Below are 17,778 nucleotides of genomic sequence, written 5' to 3'. Positions count from 1 at the left end.
TTCATTTCCTATCCAATTATTGTTCTTACTTTCATTTAGTGCTTAGACTAATTATAAGAAAAGCGCAAGGCGCCCGCCTATCGGCGACAAGCTTAAGACGAGCGCTGACAGAAGGTGCCTTTTACCTTCCGAAGCGATTGGCTTAAGACCTCGAGCCGATGGCGCCTGGAGCTAGACATCGAAAACTACGTGAAGAATTATATACTTTCTTATCTTTTAAAAAAGCCTCATCGTAAACGGATGAGGATTATTTTAATCTTTATTTCTTTGGAATTTTAATCGTAAACTGATAGTACTCCTCAAATTCCTCTTCTTCTGTATTCAACTTAATTCCACTATCATTAACCATTGTTAAAGACTGACGAATTGTGTTCATAGCAATACGAGTATCTTTACTAAATGCTTTTCGTTTTGCCCGTGGCTTTTTCACCTGTGTTTCCAATAATTTAGCTACACGTTCTTCCGTTTGTTTAACATTAAGCTTACCCTCTATAATGTCATTCAAAAGCTGAAGTTGCTTTTCTTCATTTTTAAGAGGAATAAGTGCTCGTGCATGTCTTTCTGTAATTAGTTTTTGTTTAATAGCGTCTTGTACAAGAGAAGGAAGTTTTAATAATCGAAGTTTATTCGCAATCGTTGATTGGCCTTTGCCTAGTCGCTGAGCAAGCGCTTCTTGCGTAAGATTATGTAACTCTAATAATTTCGCATAGGCTAATGCCTCTTCAATCGCTGTTAACTCTTCTCTTTGTAAATTTTCAATTAATGCTACTGACGCTGTCTCAGTATCATTAAAATCTTTTATAATAGCAGGAACTCTTTCCCAACCAAGTGACTGAACTGCTCGCCAGCGACGCTCACCAGCAATTAACTCATACTCATTATCACCGACTGGTCGAACAACAATTGGTTGTATAATACCATGTGTATGAATAGTAAGTGCCAGCTCTTCTATTTTAGATTGATTAAAAACCGTACGTGGCTGATAGCGATTGGGAGTAATACTTGAAACCAAAATTTGCTTTACTTCATCTTTTAAAACTTTTTCGACATTTTCAATTTGAGGTTTTTCTGAGGCTACCGAGATAGCTTCATCTTTTTCTTTTAAATTAAAAAAACGTGAAAAAGCAGATTTCATAATCCTACACCACCTTCAGGAAAATCCCGCCTTAAAACTAATTCGATATTTGTCGTTAATATCCTTCTTTGCTCTAGGAAAATGTTAATGTAAAGAATGTTTCTTAAGAAACATTCTTTATATTAGAGTGCCTTTTATCCCACTTATTCGAGTGGTGATTTAATAGGCATTCCTGGTTTTCTTGGATATTTCTTTGGCGTTTTTGTTACTTTGTCTACTAAAACAATATAACGCTCACTTTGTTCAAATGGCAACTGGAAATGTTCAATTTTTTGCACTTTTCCACCTAACACTTTAAAAGATTTTTCACCATTTTTTAATTCATCGGGTGCAGAAGATCCCTTCATTGCAATGAATCGACCGTTTTCCTTTACAAGAGGTAGGCACAATTCATTTAAAACTGAAATACGCGCTACAGCTCTAGCTGTTACTAAGTCAAAAGATTCACGAATTCCTGCTTTTTTTCCAAACTCCTCTGCTCGATCATGATAAAGTGACACATTTTCAAGACCTAGCTCTTCCGTTAAATGTGTTAAAAATGTAATTCGTTTTTTTAACGAGTCCACAATTGTAACGTGAAGATGAGGAAAGCAGATTTTTAATGGAATACTTGGAAAACCAGCACCCGCTCCTACATCACAAACACTCTCAATAGAATGAAAATCTTGAAAGAAAGCTGCTGATACAGAATCATAGAAATGCTTTTCATACACTTCACCATGTTCTGTAATAGCTGTTAAGTTCATTTTTTCATTCCACTCAACGAGAATTTTATAGTAACGTTCAAATTGATCCAGCTGAGAGGAAGAAAGAGCAATTCCTTTCTCCTCTAGCAACTGTTGAAACTGTGAAATATTCATCGCGTTACCCTTTCTTTTACAAATAGATTAGTCGTTTGAAACTTTTGCAATTTTACCTTGTTCGATATAAACCAGAAGAATTGAAATATCTGCTGGGTTAACTCCGGAAATACGTGATGCTTGGGCTACTGTTAGAGGCCGTACTTCTTTTAATTTCTGACGCGCTTCGTTAGCTAAACCATGAATAGCGTCATAATCAATTAAATCCGGAATTTTTTTGTTTTCTAATTTCTTCAAACGTTCGACTTGCTGCAATGATTTTTGGATATAACCTTCATACTTCGTTTGAATTTCAACCTGCTCAGCTACTTCTGGATGAATTTCCGTTTCTGCAGGGACAAGTTGGCTAATATGATCATATGTCATCTCTGGTCTTCTTAGCAGCTCAAGGGCACGAATACCGTCTTTTAATTCACTACCACCTGCGCTTCTAATTACGCTTTGTACGTGTTCATTCGGCTTAATGATTGCAGCATGCAGACGGTTTTTTTCAGCTTCAATCTCTGCCTTTTTAGCTTGGAACGAAGCATAGCGCTCTTCGCTAATTAGACCGATTTTATATCCAACATCCGTTAAGCGTAAATCTGCATTATCATGGCGGAGAAGTAAACGATATTCTGCGCGTGATGTTAATAAACGATAAGGTTCATTTGTACCCTTTGTTACTAAATCATCGATTAAAACCCCGATGTAAGCATCTGCTCGACCTAAAATTAGCTCTTCCTTACCTAAAGCGCGACAACCAGCATTAATACCAGCAAGCAGACCCTGACCCGCCGCTTCTTCATAACCAGATGTTCCATTAATTTGACCTGCTGTATAAAGGTTTTTCACTGGTTTTGTTTCTAATGTTGGCCATAGTTGTGTTGGTACAATAGCATCGTACTCAATCGCATAACCAGCACGCATTAACTGAGCTTTTTCTAACCCAGGAATTGTTTCAAGCATCTTACGTTGAACATGTTCTGGTAAGCTTGTTGATAAACCTTGTACATAAACTTCTTGAGTGTGGCGGCCTTCAGGCTCTAAGAAAATTTGATGGCGTGGTTTATCATTAAAGCGAACAACCTTATCTTCAATTGAAGGACAATAACGTGGACCTGTCCCTTTAATCATTCCAGAATACATCGGTGATAAGTGAAGGTTATCGTCAATAATTTGATGAGTTGTTTCACTTGTATATGTTAACCAACAAGGTAGTTGATCCATAATAAATTGTGTTGTTTCATATGAAAAAGCGCGTGGCACATCATCACCAGGCTGAATCTCCGTTTTACTGTAATCAATCGTCTGGCTGTTAACACGCGGAGGAGTACCCGTTTTAAAGCGTACCATCTCTAAACCAATCTCTTCTAAGTGTTCCGATAACTTAATAGCCGGCTGTTGATTATTAGGACCACTTGAATACTTCAGTTCCCCTAAAATAATTTCTCCACGAAGGAACGTACCCGTTGTAATAACAACTGTTTTTGCTTTATATTCCGCTCCTGTTTGTGTCACTACTCCTGTACAAACACCATCTTCAACGATTAATTTTTCAACCATCCCTTGAACAAGTGTTAGATTCTTTTCATTTTCAAGTGTTTTTTTCATTTCATGTTGATAAGCGAATTTATCTGCTTGTGCTCGTAAAGCTCGTACAGCGGGACCTTTACCTGTATTCAACATTCTCATTTGAATGTGCGTTTTATCAATATTTCGTCCCATTTCTCCACCAAGTGCATCAATCTCTCTTACTACAATTCCTTTTGCCGGACCACCTACAGATGGATTACACGGCATGAATGCAACCATATCTAAATTAATTGTTAAAGCCAATGTTTTTGCGCCCATTCTTGCAGATGCTAGTGCAGCTTCACACCCGGCATGGCCAGCTCCAACAACAATCACATCATATTGTCCACCTTCATAATGCATAAGAATAACCTCCTTTTAACAATTTTTTATTTTCCAAGACAAAATTGAGAAAATAACTGATCAATTAAACTTTCATGTACAGCATCACCAATAATTTCTCCAAGGAGCTCCCACGTTCTTGTTAAATCAATTTGAACAATATCAATTGGAATTCCGCTTTCAATACCTTCAATTGCTTCATTGATTGCGTTTTGAGCTTGTGCTAATAATGCAATATGTCTTGTGTTTGATAAATACGTTAAATCTTGTGATTCAATTGTTCCCGTAAAGAACAAAGAAGAAATAGCTTCTTCTAGCTCTGAAATCCCTTGTTCTTGCAACAAGGAAGTTGTGACAACTGAACGACTTCCAGCAAGATTTTTTACTTCTTCCATATCTAACTTTTGTTCTAAGTCTGTCTTATTAACAATAACAATGTAGTCCATTCCTTTAACTGCTTCAAATAGCTTACGATCTTCAGCTGTTAATTCCTCATTGTAATTGAGAACAAGTAAGATTAAATCCGCTTCTTTTAAATATTGTCTTGAACGCTCTACTCCAATTCGCTCAACAATATCTTCTGTTTCACGAATTCCAGCTGTATCTACCAGTCGTAGAGGTACACCACGAACATTGACATATTCCTCAATTACATCGCGGGTAGTTCCAGGAATGTCCGTTACAATTGCCTTAGTGTCTTGAACTAAGCTATTCAATAGCGAAGATTTTCCAACGTTTGGACGACCTACAATCACTGTTGCTAAGCCTTCACGCAAAATTTTACCTTGCTGAGATGTTTGTAGAAGATTATCAATCTCATTTCGAACTCGAGTAGCTTTTTCAATTAATACACGATGTGTCATTTCTTCCACATCATCATATTCAGGATAATCAATATTTACTTCCACATGAGCAAGCGTTTCAAGGATTTCTTGACGTAAACGGCGGATTAAATTAGAAAGTCGACCTTCCATCTGTCCAATCGCTACATTCATCGCTTTATCTGTTTTAGCACGAATTAAATCCATAACAGCTTCCGCCTGTGATAAATCAATACGACCATTTAAAAAAGCACGTTTGGTAAACTCTCCTGGTTCTGCCAGGCGTGCACCATTTGCCAAAACAAGCTGTAACACACGATTAACTGAAACAATTCCACCATGGCAGTTAATCTCAATAATGTCTTCTCTCGTAAACGTTTTAGGGCCTTTCATAATAGAAAGCATCACCTCTTCAATCGTTTGTCCATTTTTAGGATCAACGATATGACCATAATGAATGGTATGAGAAGGTACTTCATTTAAGCTTTTATTTGAAACACTCTTAAAAATACGATCTGCAATACTTACCGCTTCTTCTCCACTTAATCTTACAATCGCAATTGCTCCTTCTCCCATTGGAGTAGAAATTGCAGCAATAGTATCAAAATCTAACATTTGAGTTTCACCTCATCCCTTTGGACTAGTTATACTATTATTAAAACGATTTTTTACTATCGTTCACATTTTTATAAAAACAAAAACATGCCTTATTAAAATTAAGGCAATCAACTAACTAGGATACCACAATTCAATCAATAAAAAAATGAATAGTAGTTATGCACAATCTCAAAATAAACAGTACGTATTATTTTAACTTATCCACATGTGAATAACAATTGCTATCTTTCGTTTTTGTTTTTTAAACATAAAAAAAGTACTAATCACTTGTGATTAGTACTTTTAAAGACTGAATGTGCAGGACGCATGAGTACACATCGCTTTGGTTCTTCTCCAACAGATAAAGTCTCTACTTTTTTATTCTTAGCAAGTGCTTGATGAATAACTTTTCGCTCATGTGCAGGCATAGTTTCCAACTGCACTGATCGATTTGTACGTAGTACTTGATGGGCCATTTTTTCTGCTAACTGAACCAGCGTTTCTTCTCTTCTCTCACGGTAATTCTCTGCATTCAAAGTAATTTTAAAATAATGTTTGCTATAACGGTTTGCTACCAGTTGTGTTAAAAGCTGGAGCGCGTTAATCGTTTGTCCACGCTTACCGATTAATAGACCAATTGAAGAGCTTGAAATATGAATTTCACATTGTCTTGAGGTTTTTTTCACTTCAATTGCTGTTTCAATTCCCATTTGCGCTGTCACATCGTTAATATATGCTACAGCTTCTTCAACAGGATCTATTATTTTCTTTACATGAACAACAAAAGGCTTCCCTTTAAAAATTCCTAAAAAACCTTTCTTACCTTGTTCAATAATGGTAATCTCTGCTTTTTCTTTTGAAATATTTAATTTTGAAAGAGCTTGATTGACCGCTTCCTCAACAGTTGGAGCTGTTACCGTTATATCTTTCATTTTTTAGCTCCTTGAGAGGCAGGAGAACTTGCTTTTAAGTCTGGTCCTTTGATGAAGTACGTCTGTACAATCATAAAGATATTTCCCACAACCCAGTATAATGATAGAGCTGCCGGGAAGTTAATTGCAAAGACTACAATCATGATTGGCATTAACCATAGAAGCATTGCCATTTGAGGATTCTGATTTGCATTTCCTGCCATCATCATTTTCTGCTGAATAAATGTTGTAATACCCGCAATGATTGGTAATGCAAAATACGGATCACGTGACCCTAAATCAAACCATAAAAAGCTGTTATTTGCAATCTCTTCCGTTCTAGTAATAGCATGGAAGATACCAATTAAAATAGGCATCTGAATTAAGATTGGAAAACAACCCGCTAAAGGGTTTACATTGTACTTTTGGAAAAGCTGCATCGTCTCTTGCTGTAACTTTTGCTGAGTTTTTGCATCTTTTGAGCTATACTTTTCCTTTAACTTTTTCATTTCAGGTTGCAAAACCTGCATTGCTTTTGTATTTTTCATTTGTTTAACCATTAAAGGTAAAATTAATAATCGAATTAGAATAGTAACAATAACGATGGCAAAACCGTAGCTACCAAGTAAATTCGCAAAGTATACAATTACCATAGAAAGCGGATAAACGACATACTCATTCCAAAAACCTTTGCTATCAGCAGTAATCGGCTGATTAATTTCCGTACATCCAGCCAAAACCGTCAAAAGAAAGGCAAGTGTAATTCCTAGTAAAACTTTCTTTCTCACCTTTGCTCCTCCTTTAATAAATTCCAACTCCCAAAACTGAGAGTTTGTCAAACACCATTATATAAGGATATAGTAGAAAAACAACATTTATTGTGAGTTCTTTTCCTCAGTTCGTGAACTATTGAGCCTATGCTGATAAAGCTTTGCTCTTTTAAACACATGCTGTAAACTTTTTTTAACTTCTTCATATTCCATCTCTGCTGCTGGCTTTCTAGCTATCACAATATAGTCTTTATCTTGTTTGAGATATGGTGCAATTTCAAACATGACCTGACGAGCTAGTCGCTTCACTCGATTTCGAGTAACAGCGTTTCCAATTTTTTTACCGACGGAAAAACCCACACGGAAATGCTGAAGTTCTGGTTGATCTAGTACATATATAACAAATTGACGGTTCGCAAATGAATGTCCTTTTTGAAAAACCTTTTGAAACTCTTCATTTTTCTTGATCCGGTATTTTTTTTTCATTTTAACACTCCTACCCTTTTTCAGGCACGTTTCCACCATGAATTCCATAAAGGATTAGAGGCAAACTTGTCCATTAAGTGAAAAAAAGACCACTGACGTCTCAGTGGTCTATTATGCTGATAATACTTTTCTTCCTTTACGACGACGACGAGCTAAAACTTTACGTCCGTTTGCTGAGCTCATACGAGAGCGGAAACCGTGTACCTTACTACGCTTACGTCTGTTTGGTTGGTAAGTTCTTTTCATCTATAAACACCTCCTCGAGGAATAACTGAAAAAGACAGTCCTAACAATTATAATGAAAATAAGTAGAAATTGCAATGTTATTTATAAAATAATAAATGCTTTTTCTAAATCCTTCTCAACATTCTTCTTAAAATCTTCTCCATTGTAATATTGTTGCCGTCTACTTGTCCATAGAAAATCGATACTTTCCTTCTTCTTTTTTATAGACAGATCTCTATCTCTACTTAAACTACCAATCAACTCAATCTCTTCCTCATTTTTAACCCCTTAAACAAAACTACGACATTTTTCTAAGATTTTATTCATAAAAAGTCGTTTTTTGTACTGTGGATAAGTTTTTTCGACAAATTTAACAATCCACTTTGCTTATCTACAAGTGGTACACATCATCTTGTGTTGTGGAAAACTTTACTCCACAAGGTGTAGTGATTGTGGATAAGTTTCGAAAATCCGTTGCAACAACCGTTATTCTTTGATATTATATTTTTGTTTTCACTCTTAATTACTTTTCCACATATCATTGTTATCCACATATTGTGGAAAAGTTGTGGACATGTTTTCCACCCTTGTTATGAACTGTTATCCACAACATGTGGAATATGTCGAATAGTTGCTTTTCTTCTATAATATATATTTACCCACATAATAGCAATTGAATAAATATAAAAATTTTATGCATAAACGTTTTTGCCACTTGTACAAAACTTGTACAAGTCGTTATTTTAATGGAAAAGGAGGCTGACTTCTTTGGAAAATATTCATGATTTATGGAACGGAGCATTAGCTGAAATTGAAAAGAAGTTGAGTAAACCAAGTTTTGAAACATGGTTAAAATCAACAAAAGCTCACGCTCTACAAGGTGATACACTTATTATCACAGCGCCGAATGACTTTGCCAGAGATTGGCTAGAGTCTAGGTATTCTAACTTAATTGCTGAAACATTGTACGATTTGACCGGGGAAGAACTAGATGTAAAATTTATTATCCCTTTAAATCAATCTGAAGAAGAGTTTGATTTAACTCCTCCTAAAAAGAATGTAAGCAAAGAAGATGGACACGAATTCCCACAAAGTATGCTTAATTCCAAATACACGTTTGATACTTTTGTTATTGGTTCTGGTAACCGCTTTGCTCATGCTGCTTCCTTAGCAGTTGCAGAAGCACCAGCCAAAGCTTACAATCCACTTTTTATTTATGGGGGAGTAGGGCTTGGAAAAACCCACCTCATGCACGCAATAGGTCACTATGTGCTTGATCATAATCCAGATGCAAAAGTTGTATACCTATCTTCTGAGAAATTCACCAATGAATTTATTAACTCAATTCGTGACAACAAAGCGGTGGAGTTTCGTAATAAGTATAGAAATGTCGACGTTTTACTTATAGATGATATTCAATTTTTAGCTGGTAAAGAACAAACTCAAGAAGAATTTTTCCATACGTTTAATACGTTACATGAAGAAAGTAAACAAATTGTTATTTCAAGCGATAGACCACCAAAAGAGATACCAACTTTAGAAGATCGTCTTCGCTCTAGGTTTGAATGGGGTTTGATTACAGACATTACGCCACCAGATCTTGAAACGAGGATTGCTATTTTACGTAAAAAAGCAAAAGCTGACGGGTTAGTAATTCCTAATGAAGTAATGCTTTATATTGCTAATCAAATCGACTCAAACATCCGTGAATTAGAGGGTGCTTTAATCCGTGTAGTAGCATACTCCTCATTAATTAATAAAGATATCAATGCAGACTTGGCTGCTGAAGCTTTAAAAGATATTATTCCGAGTTCAAAGCCAAAAATTATTACCATTCAAGATATCCAACAAATAGTCGGACAGCAGTTTAATGTAAAGCTTGAAGACTTCAAAGCCAAGAAACGAACAAAATCTGTAGCATTTCCAAGACAGATTGCAATGTATCTATCTCGTGAGCTCACAGACTTCTCATTACCAAAGATTGGCGAAGAATTTGGGGGAAGAGACCACACCACGGTTATCCATGCTCATGAAAAGATTTCAAAGTTGGTTCAAACTGATTCACAGCTCCAAAAACATATTAAAGAAATCAGTGACTCTTTAAAGATCTAATTTTTTCTCTTGTTTTTTGTGTATAAGTGAGATAGGATTGTACACAGTCTGTCCACAGGTGGATAGGCTGTGTACTGGCGTTTTAAGGGGTTATCCACATTTCCACACGCCCTATTACTACTACTATCTTTTTTTTATAATAAATTAATAAGCTGTTTAAACCGACTTTTAAAATAAAAAGGAGGAAGGATTTCATGAAATGTAAAATTCAAAAAGACTACCTAGTTCAAAGTGTTCAAGATGTAATGAAGGCTGTTTCATCTCGGACAACGATCCCTATTTTGACAGGAATTAAAATTGTTACAACAGAAGAAGGAGTGACTCTTACTGGGAGCGATTCTGATATCTCCATTGAATCATTTATCCCAAAAGAAGAAGATGGAAAAGAAATTGTAGAAATAGAGAAGACAGGAAGTGTCGTTTTACCTGCTCGTTTCTTCAGTGAAATCGTAAAGAAATTGCCAAAAGAAGTTGTAGAGCTAGATGTTCAAAATTTGTTTTTAACAATTATTCGTTCTGGAAAAGCAGAGTTTAATTTAAATGGTTTAGATGCTGAAGAGTATCCACATCTACCACAAATCGAAGAAAATAACGTATTTAGAATTCCTACAGATTTACTTAAAAACATGATTCGACAAACTGTCTTTGCTGTGTCCACCTCAGAAACACGCCCTATCTTGACAGGTGTAAACTGGAAAGTGGAAGGCAAAGCACTAACGTGTATTGCAACAGATAGCCACCGTTTAGCCTTGCGTAAAGCAAATATTCAATCTGAACATGATGTTTCTTACAATGTTGTTATTCCAGGAAAAAGTTTAAATGAATTTAGTAAAATTCTAGATGATTCCAATGAACTGGTTGATATTGTTATGACTGAAAATCAAGTTTTATTTAAAACGAAACATCTTCTGTTCTTCTCACGTCTACTAGATGGGAATTACCCAGATACTTCTCGTCTTATCCCAGCTGACAGTAAGACAGACGTTGTTTTAAACGTTAAAGAGTTTCTTCAGTCTATTGATCGTGCTTCGCTTTTAGCGAGAGAAGGACGTAATAACGTAGTAAAACTATCAACTTTACCAGACGGGATTATTGAAATCTCATCAAATTCTCCAGAAATCGGTAAAGTTATTGAAGAAGTTCAAAGTGAATCAATTGTGGGAGAAGATTTAAAGATTTCGTTTAGTGCAAAGTATATGCTTGATGCATTAAAAGCTCTTGAAGGTACAGATATTAAAATTAACTTTACCGGAGCAATGCGTCCATTTGTTATTCGAACATTAGAGAATGACTCAATGCTACAGCTAATTCTGCCGGTTAGAACATATTGATGTTGAAAGCTACTAGGTTGTTTCTAGTAGCTTTCTTTTCTCAAGGACAATTATTTAGTAGAATAATGATAGATAAAACAATTAGGGAAGTGAGCGGAATATGATGACAACAGAAATTCAGATTTCAACGGAACATCTTACATTAGGTCAGTTTTTAAAACTAGCTGATGTTATTCAGACTGGTGGAATGGTGAAATGGTTTTTAAGTGAGCATGAAGTTTATGTGAACGGTGAGTTAGAGGAACGCCGTGGTCGAAAGCTATATCCAGGCGATGAAGTAATAATCCCAGATATGGGTGAGTTTATCATTATATCTTAAGAGTTGGTGAATGGTTTGTACATTAAAGAACTTGCGTTAACAAACTATCGTAATTATGAAAAAACAACGGTTGCTTTTGAAAACAAAGTAAATGTCATTCTAGGAGAAAATGCGCAAGGGAAAACAAACATTATGGAATCAATCTTTGTTCTATCAATGGCAAAGTCACATCGTACCTCCAACGATAAAGAATTGATCAAATGGGAAAGTGAATTTGCAAAGATTTCTGGTGTTGTAGAAAAAGAGCGCGGTCCTGTGACGTTGGATTTAATCATTTCAACAAAAGGTAAAAAAGCAAAATATAATTACATTGAGCAACAAAAGTTAAGTCAATACATTGGTGCTATGAATACGGTTATGTTTGCTCCTGAGGATTTGAACCTGGTGAAGGGTAGTCCCCAAGTGCGGAGAAGGTTTATTGATATGGAGATTGGACAAGTTTCCCCTGTATACATGCATGACTTAAGCAAATATCAAAAAGTTTTACAGCACAGGAATCAATATTTAAAACAACTTCAAACACGAAAGCAATCTGACCTATCTTTGCTTGATATCTTAACTGCTCAGCTTACAGAAGTAGCAGCTCGTATTTTAAAAAAGCGATTTGAATTTTTGCAGCTTTTGCAAAAATGGGCAGAACCCATTCATTTTGGCATTAGCAGAGGGCTCGAAAATCTGCGTATCGAGTATAAAAATTCGATTGATGTATCAGAAGATGCAGATTTGTCGAAAATGATAGAAGCATATCATGAAAAATTTGATAAAATAAAGAGTAGAGAAATTGATAGAGGCGTTACCTTAATTGGTCCTCACCGAGATGACCTGCTATTTTACGTCAATGAAAAAGATGTTCAAACCTTTGGGTCCCAAGGGCAACAGCGTACAACGGCTTTGTCTTTAAAATTGGCCGAGATTGAGCTAATTAATCAAGAGATTGGCGAGTATCCCATTTTATTACTAGACGATGTTTTATCTGAGCTTGATGATTTCCGTCAGTCTCACTTGTTAAACACGATACAGGGAAAGGTTCAAACATTTGTGACAACCACCAGTATTGAAGGAATTCATCATGAAACTTTAGACAAAGCCGCTACGTTTGAGGTAGAGGCTGGGGTCATACAAAAAATTAAATAGTTTTTTCATACTGATAGCTTTTCAACGTTAATTTTAACAAAGTATGATATCATTATAGTTTTAAGTCTAATGTTTTAAAGCTTACCCTCAAAAATACGAAAGATGAGTTTTGCTTGTCTGAAGCTCCTAAGTGGTTTCCATTCAATTATTTAAGATACGTTAAAAAGAATACAATTATAAACAGTTCGCTGTTAATGAAAAGTGTAGGTGATACATTTGGCAATGGAACAAAAAGAAAAGCAATCATATGATGCTGACCAAATACAAGTGTTAGAAGGATTAGAAGCAGTACGAAAACGTCCGGGAATGTATATCGGCTCTACGAGTGCTAAGGGTTTACACCACCTCGTATGGGAAATTGTTGATAATAGTATTGATGAAGCGTTAGCTGGTTATTGTGATGAAATCAATGTCATAATTGAGAAAGATAATAGCATCACAGTTAAAGATAATGGGCGTGGAATTCCTGTTGGTATGCATGAAAAAATGGGACGACCTGCTGTTGAAGTTATCTTAACCGTTCTTCACGCTGGCGGTAAATTTGGCGGTGGCGGATATAAAGTTTCAGGTGGTCTACACGGTGTAGGAGCATCTGTTGTAAATGCGCTTTCCACTTACCTAGAAGTAAATGTACACCGAGACGGGAAAGTACATTATCAAAAATTTGAACGAGGTGTTCCCGTAACAGATTTAGAAGTAACTGGTGAAACTGATAAAACTGGTACAGTTATCCACTTTCAGCCAGACGGTGAAATTTTTAACGAAACGTTAGAGTATGATTTTGATACATTGGCAAACCGATTACGTGAATTGGCTTTCTTAAATCGTGGAATTAAAATTACGATTGAAGATAAACGTGAAGAAAACAAAGTGCGTGAATACCATTATGAAGGTGGTATTAAATCATATGTTGAACATTTAAATCGTTCAAAAGAAGTTGTACATGAAGAGCCAATCTATATTGAGGGAAATCGCGACAGTATTTCAGTTGAGATTGCTATTCAATACAATGATAGCTATACAAGCAATCTGTATTCTTTTGCAAATAACATTCATACCTATGAAGGTGGTACACATGAAGCCGGCTTTAAAACAGCTTTAACACGCGCTATTAATGATTATGCACGTAAGAACAATGTGTTTAAAGATAGCGATCCAAACCTTACAGGTGAAGATGTACGTGAGGGAATTACTGCAATCATTTCAATTAAACATCCAGACCCTCAATTTGAAGGTCAAACAAAAACAAAATTAGGGAATAGTGAAGCAAGAACTATTACTGATTCTGTATTTGCAGAGCACTTTGAAACTTACCTACTAGAAAATCCAGTAGTAGCTAAGAAAATTGTTGAAAAAGGTGTTATGGCAGCACGTGCTCGAATGGCAGCTAAAAAAGCAAGAGAATTAACAAGAAGAAAAAGCGCATTGGAGATCTCAAATCTACCTGGTAAATTAGCAGATTGCTCTTCAAAGGATCCTTCCATCAGTGAATTGTACATTGTAGAGGGTGATTCTGCAGGTGGTTCTGCTAAACAAGGGCGTAGTCGTCATTTCCAAGCTATCCTACCTTTGCGTGGTAAAATTATTAACGTTGAAAAGGCAAGACTAGATAAAATTTTATCTAATAACGAGATTCGTACAATTATCACGGCATTAGGTACAGGTATTGGAGAAGATTTTGATATTTCTAAGGCACGTTATCACAAACTTGTAATTATGACAGATGCCGATGTCGATGGAGCTCATATTCGTACGCTGTTATTAACATTCTTCTATCGCTACATGAGACAAATTATTGAGTCCGGTTATGTTTACATTGCACAGCCGCCATTATATAAGATCTCACAAGGGAAACGCGTAGAATATGCGTATAACGATAAACAGCTAGAAGAGCTCCTGCCAACGTTCTCAGAAGGATCTAAACCTAACCTACAGCGTTATAAAGGTCTAGGGGAGATGAATCCAGAGCAGCTGTGGGAAACAACAATGGATCCAGATACGCGTACGCTTCTACAAGTTAACTTACAGGATGCGATTGAAGCAGATGAAACATTTGAAATTTTAATGGGGGACAAGGTTGAACCACGCCGTAACTTCATTGAAGAAAATGCAAAATACGTTAAGAATTTAGATATCTAAACAAGATATTTTTTAGAATTAAAAAGAATGTTAAATGGCAGGGTAGAGGGATTTCTATCCTGCGTTTACATATGTGAACTACTATACTGAACTTCGTGAAGGAGGTTCTTATCGATGTCAGATAAACCAAACTCTCAAATTAAAGAAGTAAACATTAGCCAAGAAATGCGTTCTTCGTTTTTAGATTATGCAATGAGCGTTATTGTTTCACGTGCGCTTCCAGATGTACGTGACGGCTTAAAACCTGTTCATCGTCGTATTCTATATGCGATGAATGACTTAGGTATGACTTCGGATAAACCATTTAAAAAATCAGCTCGTATCGTAGGGGAAGTTATAGGTAAGTACCATCCTCATGGTGACTCAGCTGTCTATGAAACAATGGTGCGTATGGCTCAAGACTTCAGCTATCGCAATATGCTTGTAGATGGTCATGGTAACTTTGGTTCTATCGATGGTGATTCAGCAGCAGCGATGCGTTATACAGAAGCAAGAATGTCCAAAATCTCTATGGAGTTATTAAGAGATATCAACAAAGATACGATTGATTATCAAGATAACTATGATGGATCTGAGCGAGAGCCGGTTGTACTACCAGCTAGGTTTCCTAACTTACTTGTAAACGGCTCAGCGGGTATTGCGGTAGGTATGGCAACAAATATTCCACCCCATCAACTCGGAGAAGTTATTGATGGTGTACTAGCTGTTAGTAAAAATCAAGATATTACAATTCCAGAATTAATGGAAATCATACCGGGCCCAGACTTTCCAACCGCAGGTCAAATCTTAGGTATTAGTGGAATTCGTAGAGCTTATGAAACAGGAAAAGGCTCTATTATTATTCGTGCAAAAGTAGAAATTGAAGAACAATCAAATGGAAAACAAACGATTATCGTTAATGAGCTTCCATATCAAGTAAATAAAGCGAAGTTGATTGAAAAGATTGCAGAACTTGCTAGAGATAAAAAGATTGAAGGTATTACAGATTTACGCGATGAATCAGATCGCTCTGGTATGCGTATTGTAATTGAAGTTCGAAGAGATGCAAATGCCAATGTCTTACTAAATAACTTATATAAACAAACATCTTTACAAACAAGCTTTGGTATTAATATGCTTGCTTTAGTGGAAGGGCAGCCGAAGGTTTTAAACTTAAAACAGTGTCTACAGTATTACTTAGACCATCAAGTTGTTGTTATTCGCAGACGTACTGAATTTGAGTTAAGAAAAGCAGAAGCACGTGCTCATATTTTAGAAGGCTTAAAGATTGCTTTAGATAATCTCGATGCGGTTATTGCATTAATTAGAGCTTCTCAGACAACCGATATCGCTAGAGAAGGATTAATGACACAATTCTCACTAAGTGAAAAGCAGGCACAGGCTATTTTAGATATGCGTTTGCAAAAGCTTACTGGGTTAGAGCGTGAGAAAATTGAAGCTGAGTATCAATCTTTACTAGCTTTAATTGCTGAATTAAAAGCGATTCTAGCAGATAATGAAAAAGTTTTGGAAATTATTCGTGAGGAATTAATAGAAGTTAAAGATCGCTTTAATGATGGGCGTCGTACAGAAATTATAGCGGGTGGTTCTGAAGTTATTGAAGATGAAGATCTTATTCCACGACAAGATATTGTTATTAGCTTAACACATAACGGATATATTAAACGATTACCTGTATCTACTTATAAGAGTCAGAAGCGTGGGGGGCGTGGTATTCAAGGAATGAATACCAATGAAGATGATTTTGTTGAACATCTTTTAACAACTTCTACACACGATACAATTTTATTCTTTACGAATAAAGGGAAAGTATACAAAACAAAAGGATATGAAATTCCTGAGTACGGCAGAACTGCTAAAGGGATCCCTATTATTAACTTATTAGAAGTAGATAAAGGTGAATGGGTCAATGCTATTATTCGAGTTGATGAGTTCGTTGATGACTGGTATTTATTCTTTACAACAAAACAAGGTATTTCAAAACGTACCCCATTATCTTCTTTTGAAAACATCCGTAATAGTGGCTTAATTGCATTAAGTTTACGAGAAGAGGATGAGTTAATCTCTGTAAAACTAACAGATGGTAAACGTGATATGGTTATTGGTACTAAAAATGGTATGTTGATTCGCTTTAATGAGAATGATGTCCGTTCAATGGGGAGAACAGCAACTGGTGTAAAAGGAATTACTCTTGATTCAGAAGATGAAGTAATTGGGATGGAGATTCTTGAAGAAGAATCAGATATCTTAATTATTACAAAGAATGGATATGGTAAGAGAACACCAGCTAATGAATACCGCATACAGACTCGAGGCGGTAAAGGTCTAAGGACATGTAATATTACAGATAAAAATGGTGATGTAGTCGCATTGAAGTGTGTAACATCTGGAGAGGAGATTATGGTAATTACAGTCAGCGGTGTATTAATTCGTCTGTCTGTCTCTGGAATTTCTCAAATGGGAAGGAACACTCAAGGTGTTAAAGTGATTCGTTTAGGAGATAGTGAGTTTGTTTCTACTGTAGCAAAAGTTCAAACATCTGAAGAAGATGAGGAGCTTGACGAAGAAGTCGACTCAGAACTAGACGTTACCAGTGAAGAATCACCTGAAAATGAGTAAATAGGCAAAAGAGACTGAGACATAAGTAGTTCAGCCTCTACTATACCTGAACGATTGAGAGTTCATAACTTTTAATCGTTCAGGTTTTTTGTTGATTGTGAAAACAATGTTGGAAACAGGTTGAGACAAACTAAAGAGATGGGAACAGCTAGTGTTCGTCTTTTAGAAGCAATCATTTTGTTATGTCCCAAACTCTTTTTTTTTATAGAAAAGCTTGTATTATCAAAAAGAATCTGATAATATATAAAAAGTCAGCAACGAGCTCTTAAATTAAAGTGTTAAAAAGTTGTTGACAACAAGCTCAAAACTTGTTATATTATAGAGGTCGCTTTTGAGCGACATAAAAAAAGAGTTCTTTGAAAACTGAACAAAGCGACAAACGTCAACGTTAATTTTTTAAACTTTTATGAGCAAGTCAAACAT

At 36.0% G+C, this 17,778-nt stretch carries 14 protein-coding genes; 6 read left to right on the top strand and 8 right to left on the bottom strand.

The annotated features are described in order from the left end of the window. Positions 1-259: 259 nt before the first annotated feature. The 8 genes from noc to rpmH all read right to left on the bottom strand — a co-directional run bounded on the left by noc (position 260) and on the right by rpmH (position 7,722). The gene (gene noc, locus AC1UFB_RS08030; RefSeq protein WP_025907877.1) at positions 260-1,135 is read right to left on the bottom strand and encodes a nucleoid occlusion protein; all 876 of its coding nucleotides are present in this window, start codon (positions 1,133-1,135) and stop codon (positions 260-262) included. A 143-nt stretch (positions 1,136-1,278) separates the two neighbouring features. After that, positions 1,279-1,995, bottom strand: coding sequence for a 16S rRNA (guanine(527)-N(7))-methyltransferase RsmG (gene rsmG, locus AC1UFB_RS08025; RefSeq protein ID WP_025907876.1), 717 nt, complete (start codon positions 1,993-1,995; stop codon positions 1,279-1,281). Between the two features lie 27 nt (positions 1,996-2,022). Further along, on the bottom strand, positions 2,023-3,912 hold the full coding sequence (gene mnmG, locus AC1UFB_RS08020) for a tRNA uridine-5-carboxymethylaminomethyl(34) synthesis enzyme MnmG (RefSeq protein WP_328100805.1): 1,890 nt from the start codon (positions 3,910-3,912) through the stop codon (positions 2,023-2,025). Positions 3,913-3,938: 26 nt separating this feature from the next. Then, a complete protein-coding gene (gene mnmE, locus AC1UFB_RS08015) occupies positions 3,939-5,327 on the bottom strand; it encodes a tRNA uridine-5-carboxymethylaminomethyl(34) synthesis GTPase MnmE (protein ID WP_100346522.1) in 1,389 nt (462 codons plus the stop codon). Positions 5,328-5,593: 266 nt separating this feature from the next. Next, positions 5,594-6,241: an RNA-binding cell elongation regulator Jag/EloR gene (gene jag / locus AC1UFB_RS08010; RefSeq protein ID WP_025907873.1), complete on the bottom strand. Its 648-nt coding sequence runs from the start codon at positions 6,239-6,241 to the stop codon at positions 5,594-5,596. Further along, positions 6,238-7,008: a YidC family membrane integrase SpoIIIJ gene (spoIIIJ, locus tag AC1UFB_RS08005; protein ID WP_100346520.1), complete on the bottom strand. Its 771-nt coding sequence runs from the start codon at positions 7,006-7,008 to the stop codon at positions 6,238-6,240. The genes jag and spoIIIJ overlap by 4 nt, the downstream gene beginning before the upstream one ends. An 87-nt stretch (positions 7,009-7,095) precedes the next feature. Beyond that, a complete protein-coding gene (gene rnpA / locus AC1UFB_RS08000; protein ID WP_025907871.1) occupies positions 7,096-7,476 on the bottom strand; it encodes a ribonuclease P protein component in 381 nt (126 codons plus the stop codon). Positions 7,477-7,587: 111 nt separating this feature from the next. Continuing rightward, positions 7,588-7,722 carry a 50S ribosomal protein L34 gene (gene rpmH / locus AC1UFB_RS07995; RefSeq protein WP_025907870.1) on the bottom strand — a complete coding sequence of 45 codons (135 nt, stop codon included), beginning with the start codon at positions 7,720-7,722 and terminating at the stop codon, positions 7,588-7,590. Between the two features lie 747 nt (positions 7,723-8,469). On the opposite strand from rpmH, the gene dnaA reads away from it, so the two are divergent. From dnaA to gyrA, 6 genes are all read left to right on the top strand, one after another. Continuing rightward, a complete protein-coding gene (gene dnaA / locus AC1UFB_RS07990; RefSeq protein ID WP_025907869.1) occupies positions 8,470-9,813 on the top strand; it encodes a chromosomal replication initiator protein DnaA in 1,344 nt (447 codons plus the stop codon). 194 nt (positions 9,814-10,007) lie between these two features. Next, positions 10,008-11,144, top strand: a complete 1,137-nt coding sequence (gene dnaN / locus AC1UFB_RS07985; RefSeq protein WP_062686788.1) for a DNA polymerase III subunit beta — start codon at positions 10,008-10,010, stop codon at positions 11,142-11,144. 103 nt (positions 11,145-11,247) lie between these two features. Further along, a complete protein-coding gene (yaaA, locus tag AC1UFB_RS07980; RefSeq protein ID WP_328101101.1) occupies positions 11,248-11,463 on the top strand; it encodes a S4 domain-containing protein YaaA in 216 nt (71 codons plus the stop codon). Positions 11,464-11,478: 15 nt separating this feature from the next. Continuing rightward, positions 11,479-12,597 carry a DNA replication/repair protein RecF gene (gene recF, locus AC1UFB_RS07975; protein ID WP_061785903.1) on the top strand — a complete coding sequence of 373 codons (1,119 nt, stop codon included), beginning with the start codon at positions 11,479-11,481 and terminating at the stop codon, positions 12,595-12,597. A gap of 222 nt (positions 12,598-12,819) precedes the next feature. Then, positions 12,820-14,736 carry a DNA topoisomerase (ATP-hydrolyzing) subunit B gene (gene gyrB / locus AC1UFB_RS07970; protein ID WP_328101102.1) on the top strand — a complete coding sequence of 639 codons (1,917 nt, stop codon included), beginning with the start codon at positions 12,820-12,822 and terminating at the stop codon, positions 14,734-14,736. A gap of 114 nt (positions 14,737-14,850) precedes the next feature. Continuing rightward, a complete protein-coding gene (gene gyrA / locus AC1UFB_RS07965; RefSeq protein ID WP_025907864.1) occupies positions 14,851-17,355 on the top strand; it encodes a DNA gyrase subunit A in 2,505 nt (834 codons plus the stop codon). Positions 17,356-17,778 lie beyond the last annotated feature (423 nt).

The sequence above is a fragment of the Priestia sp. KCTC 13724 genome (assembly GCF_056820425.1).
Note: the sequence above shows the minus strand (reverse complement) of the source record. Positions and strands in the feature narration are given on the sequence as shown.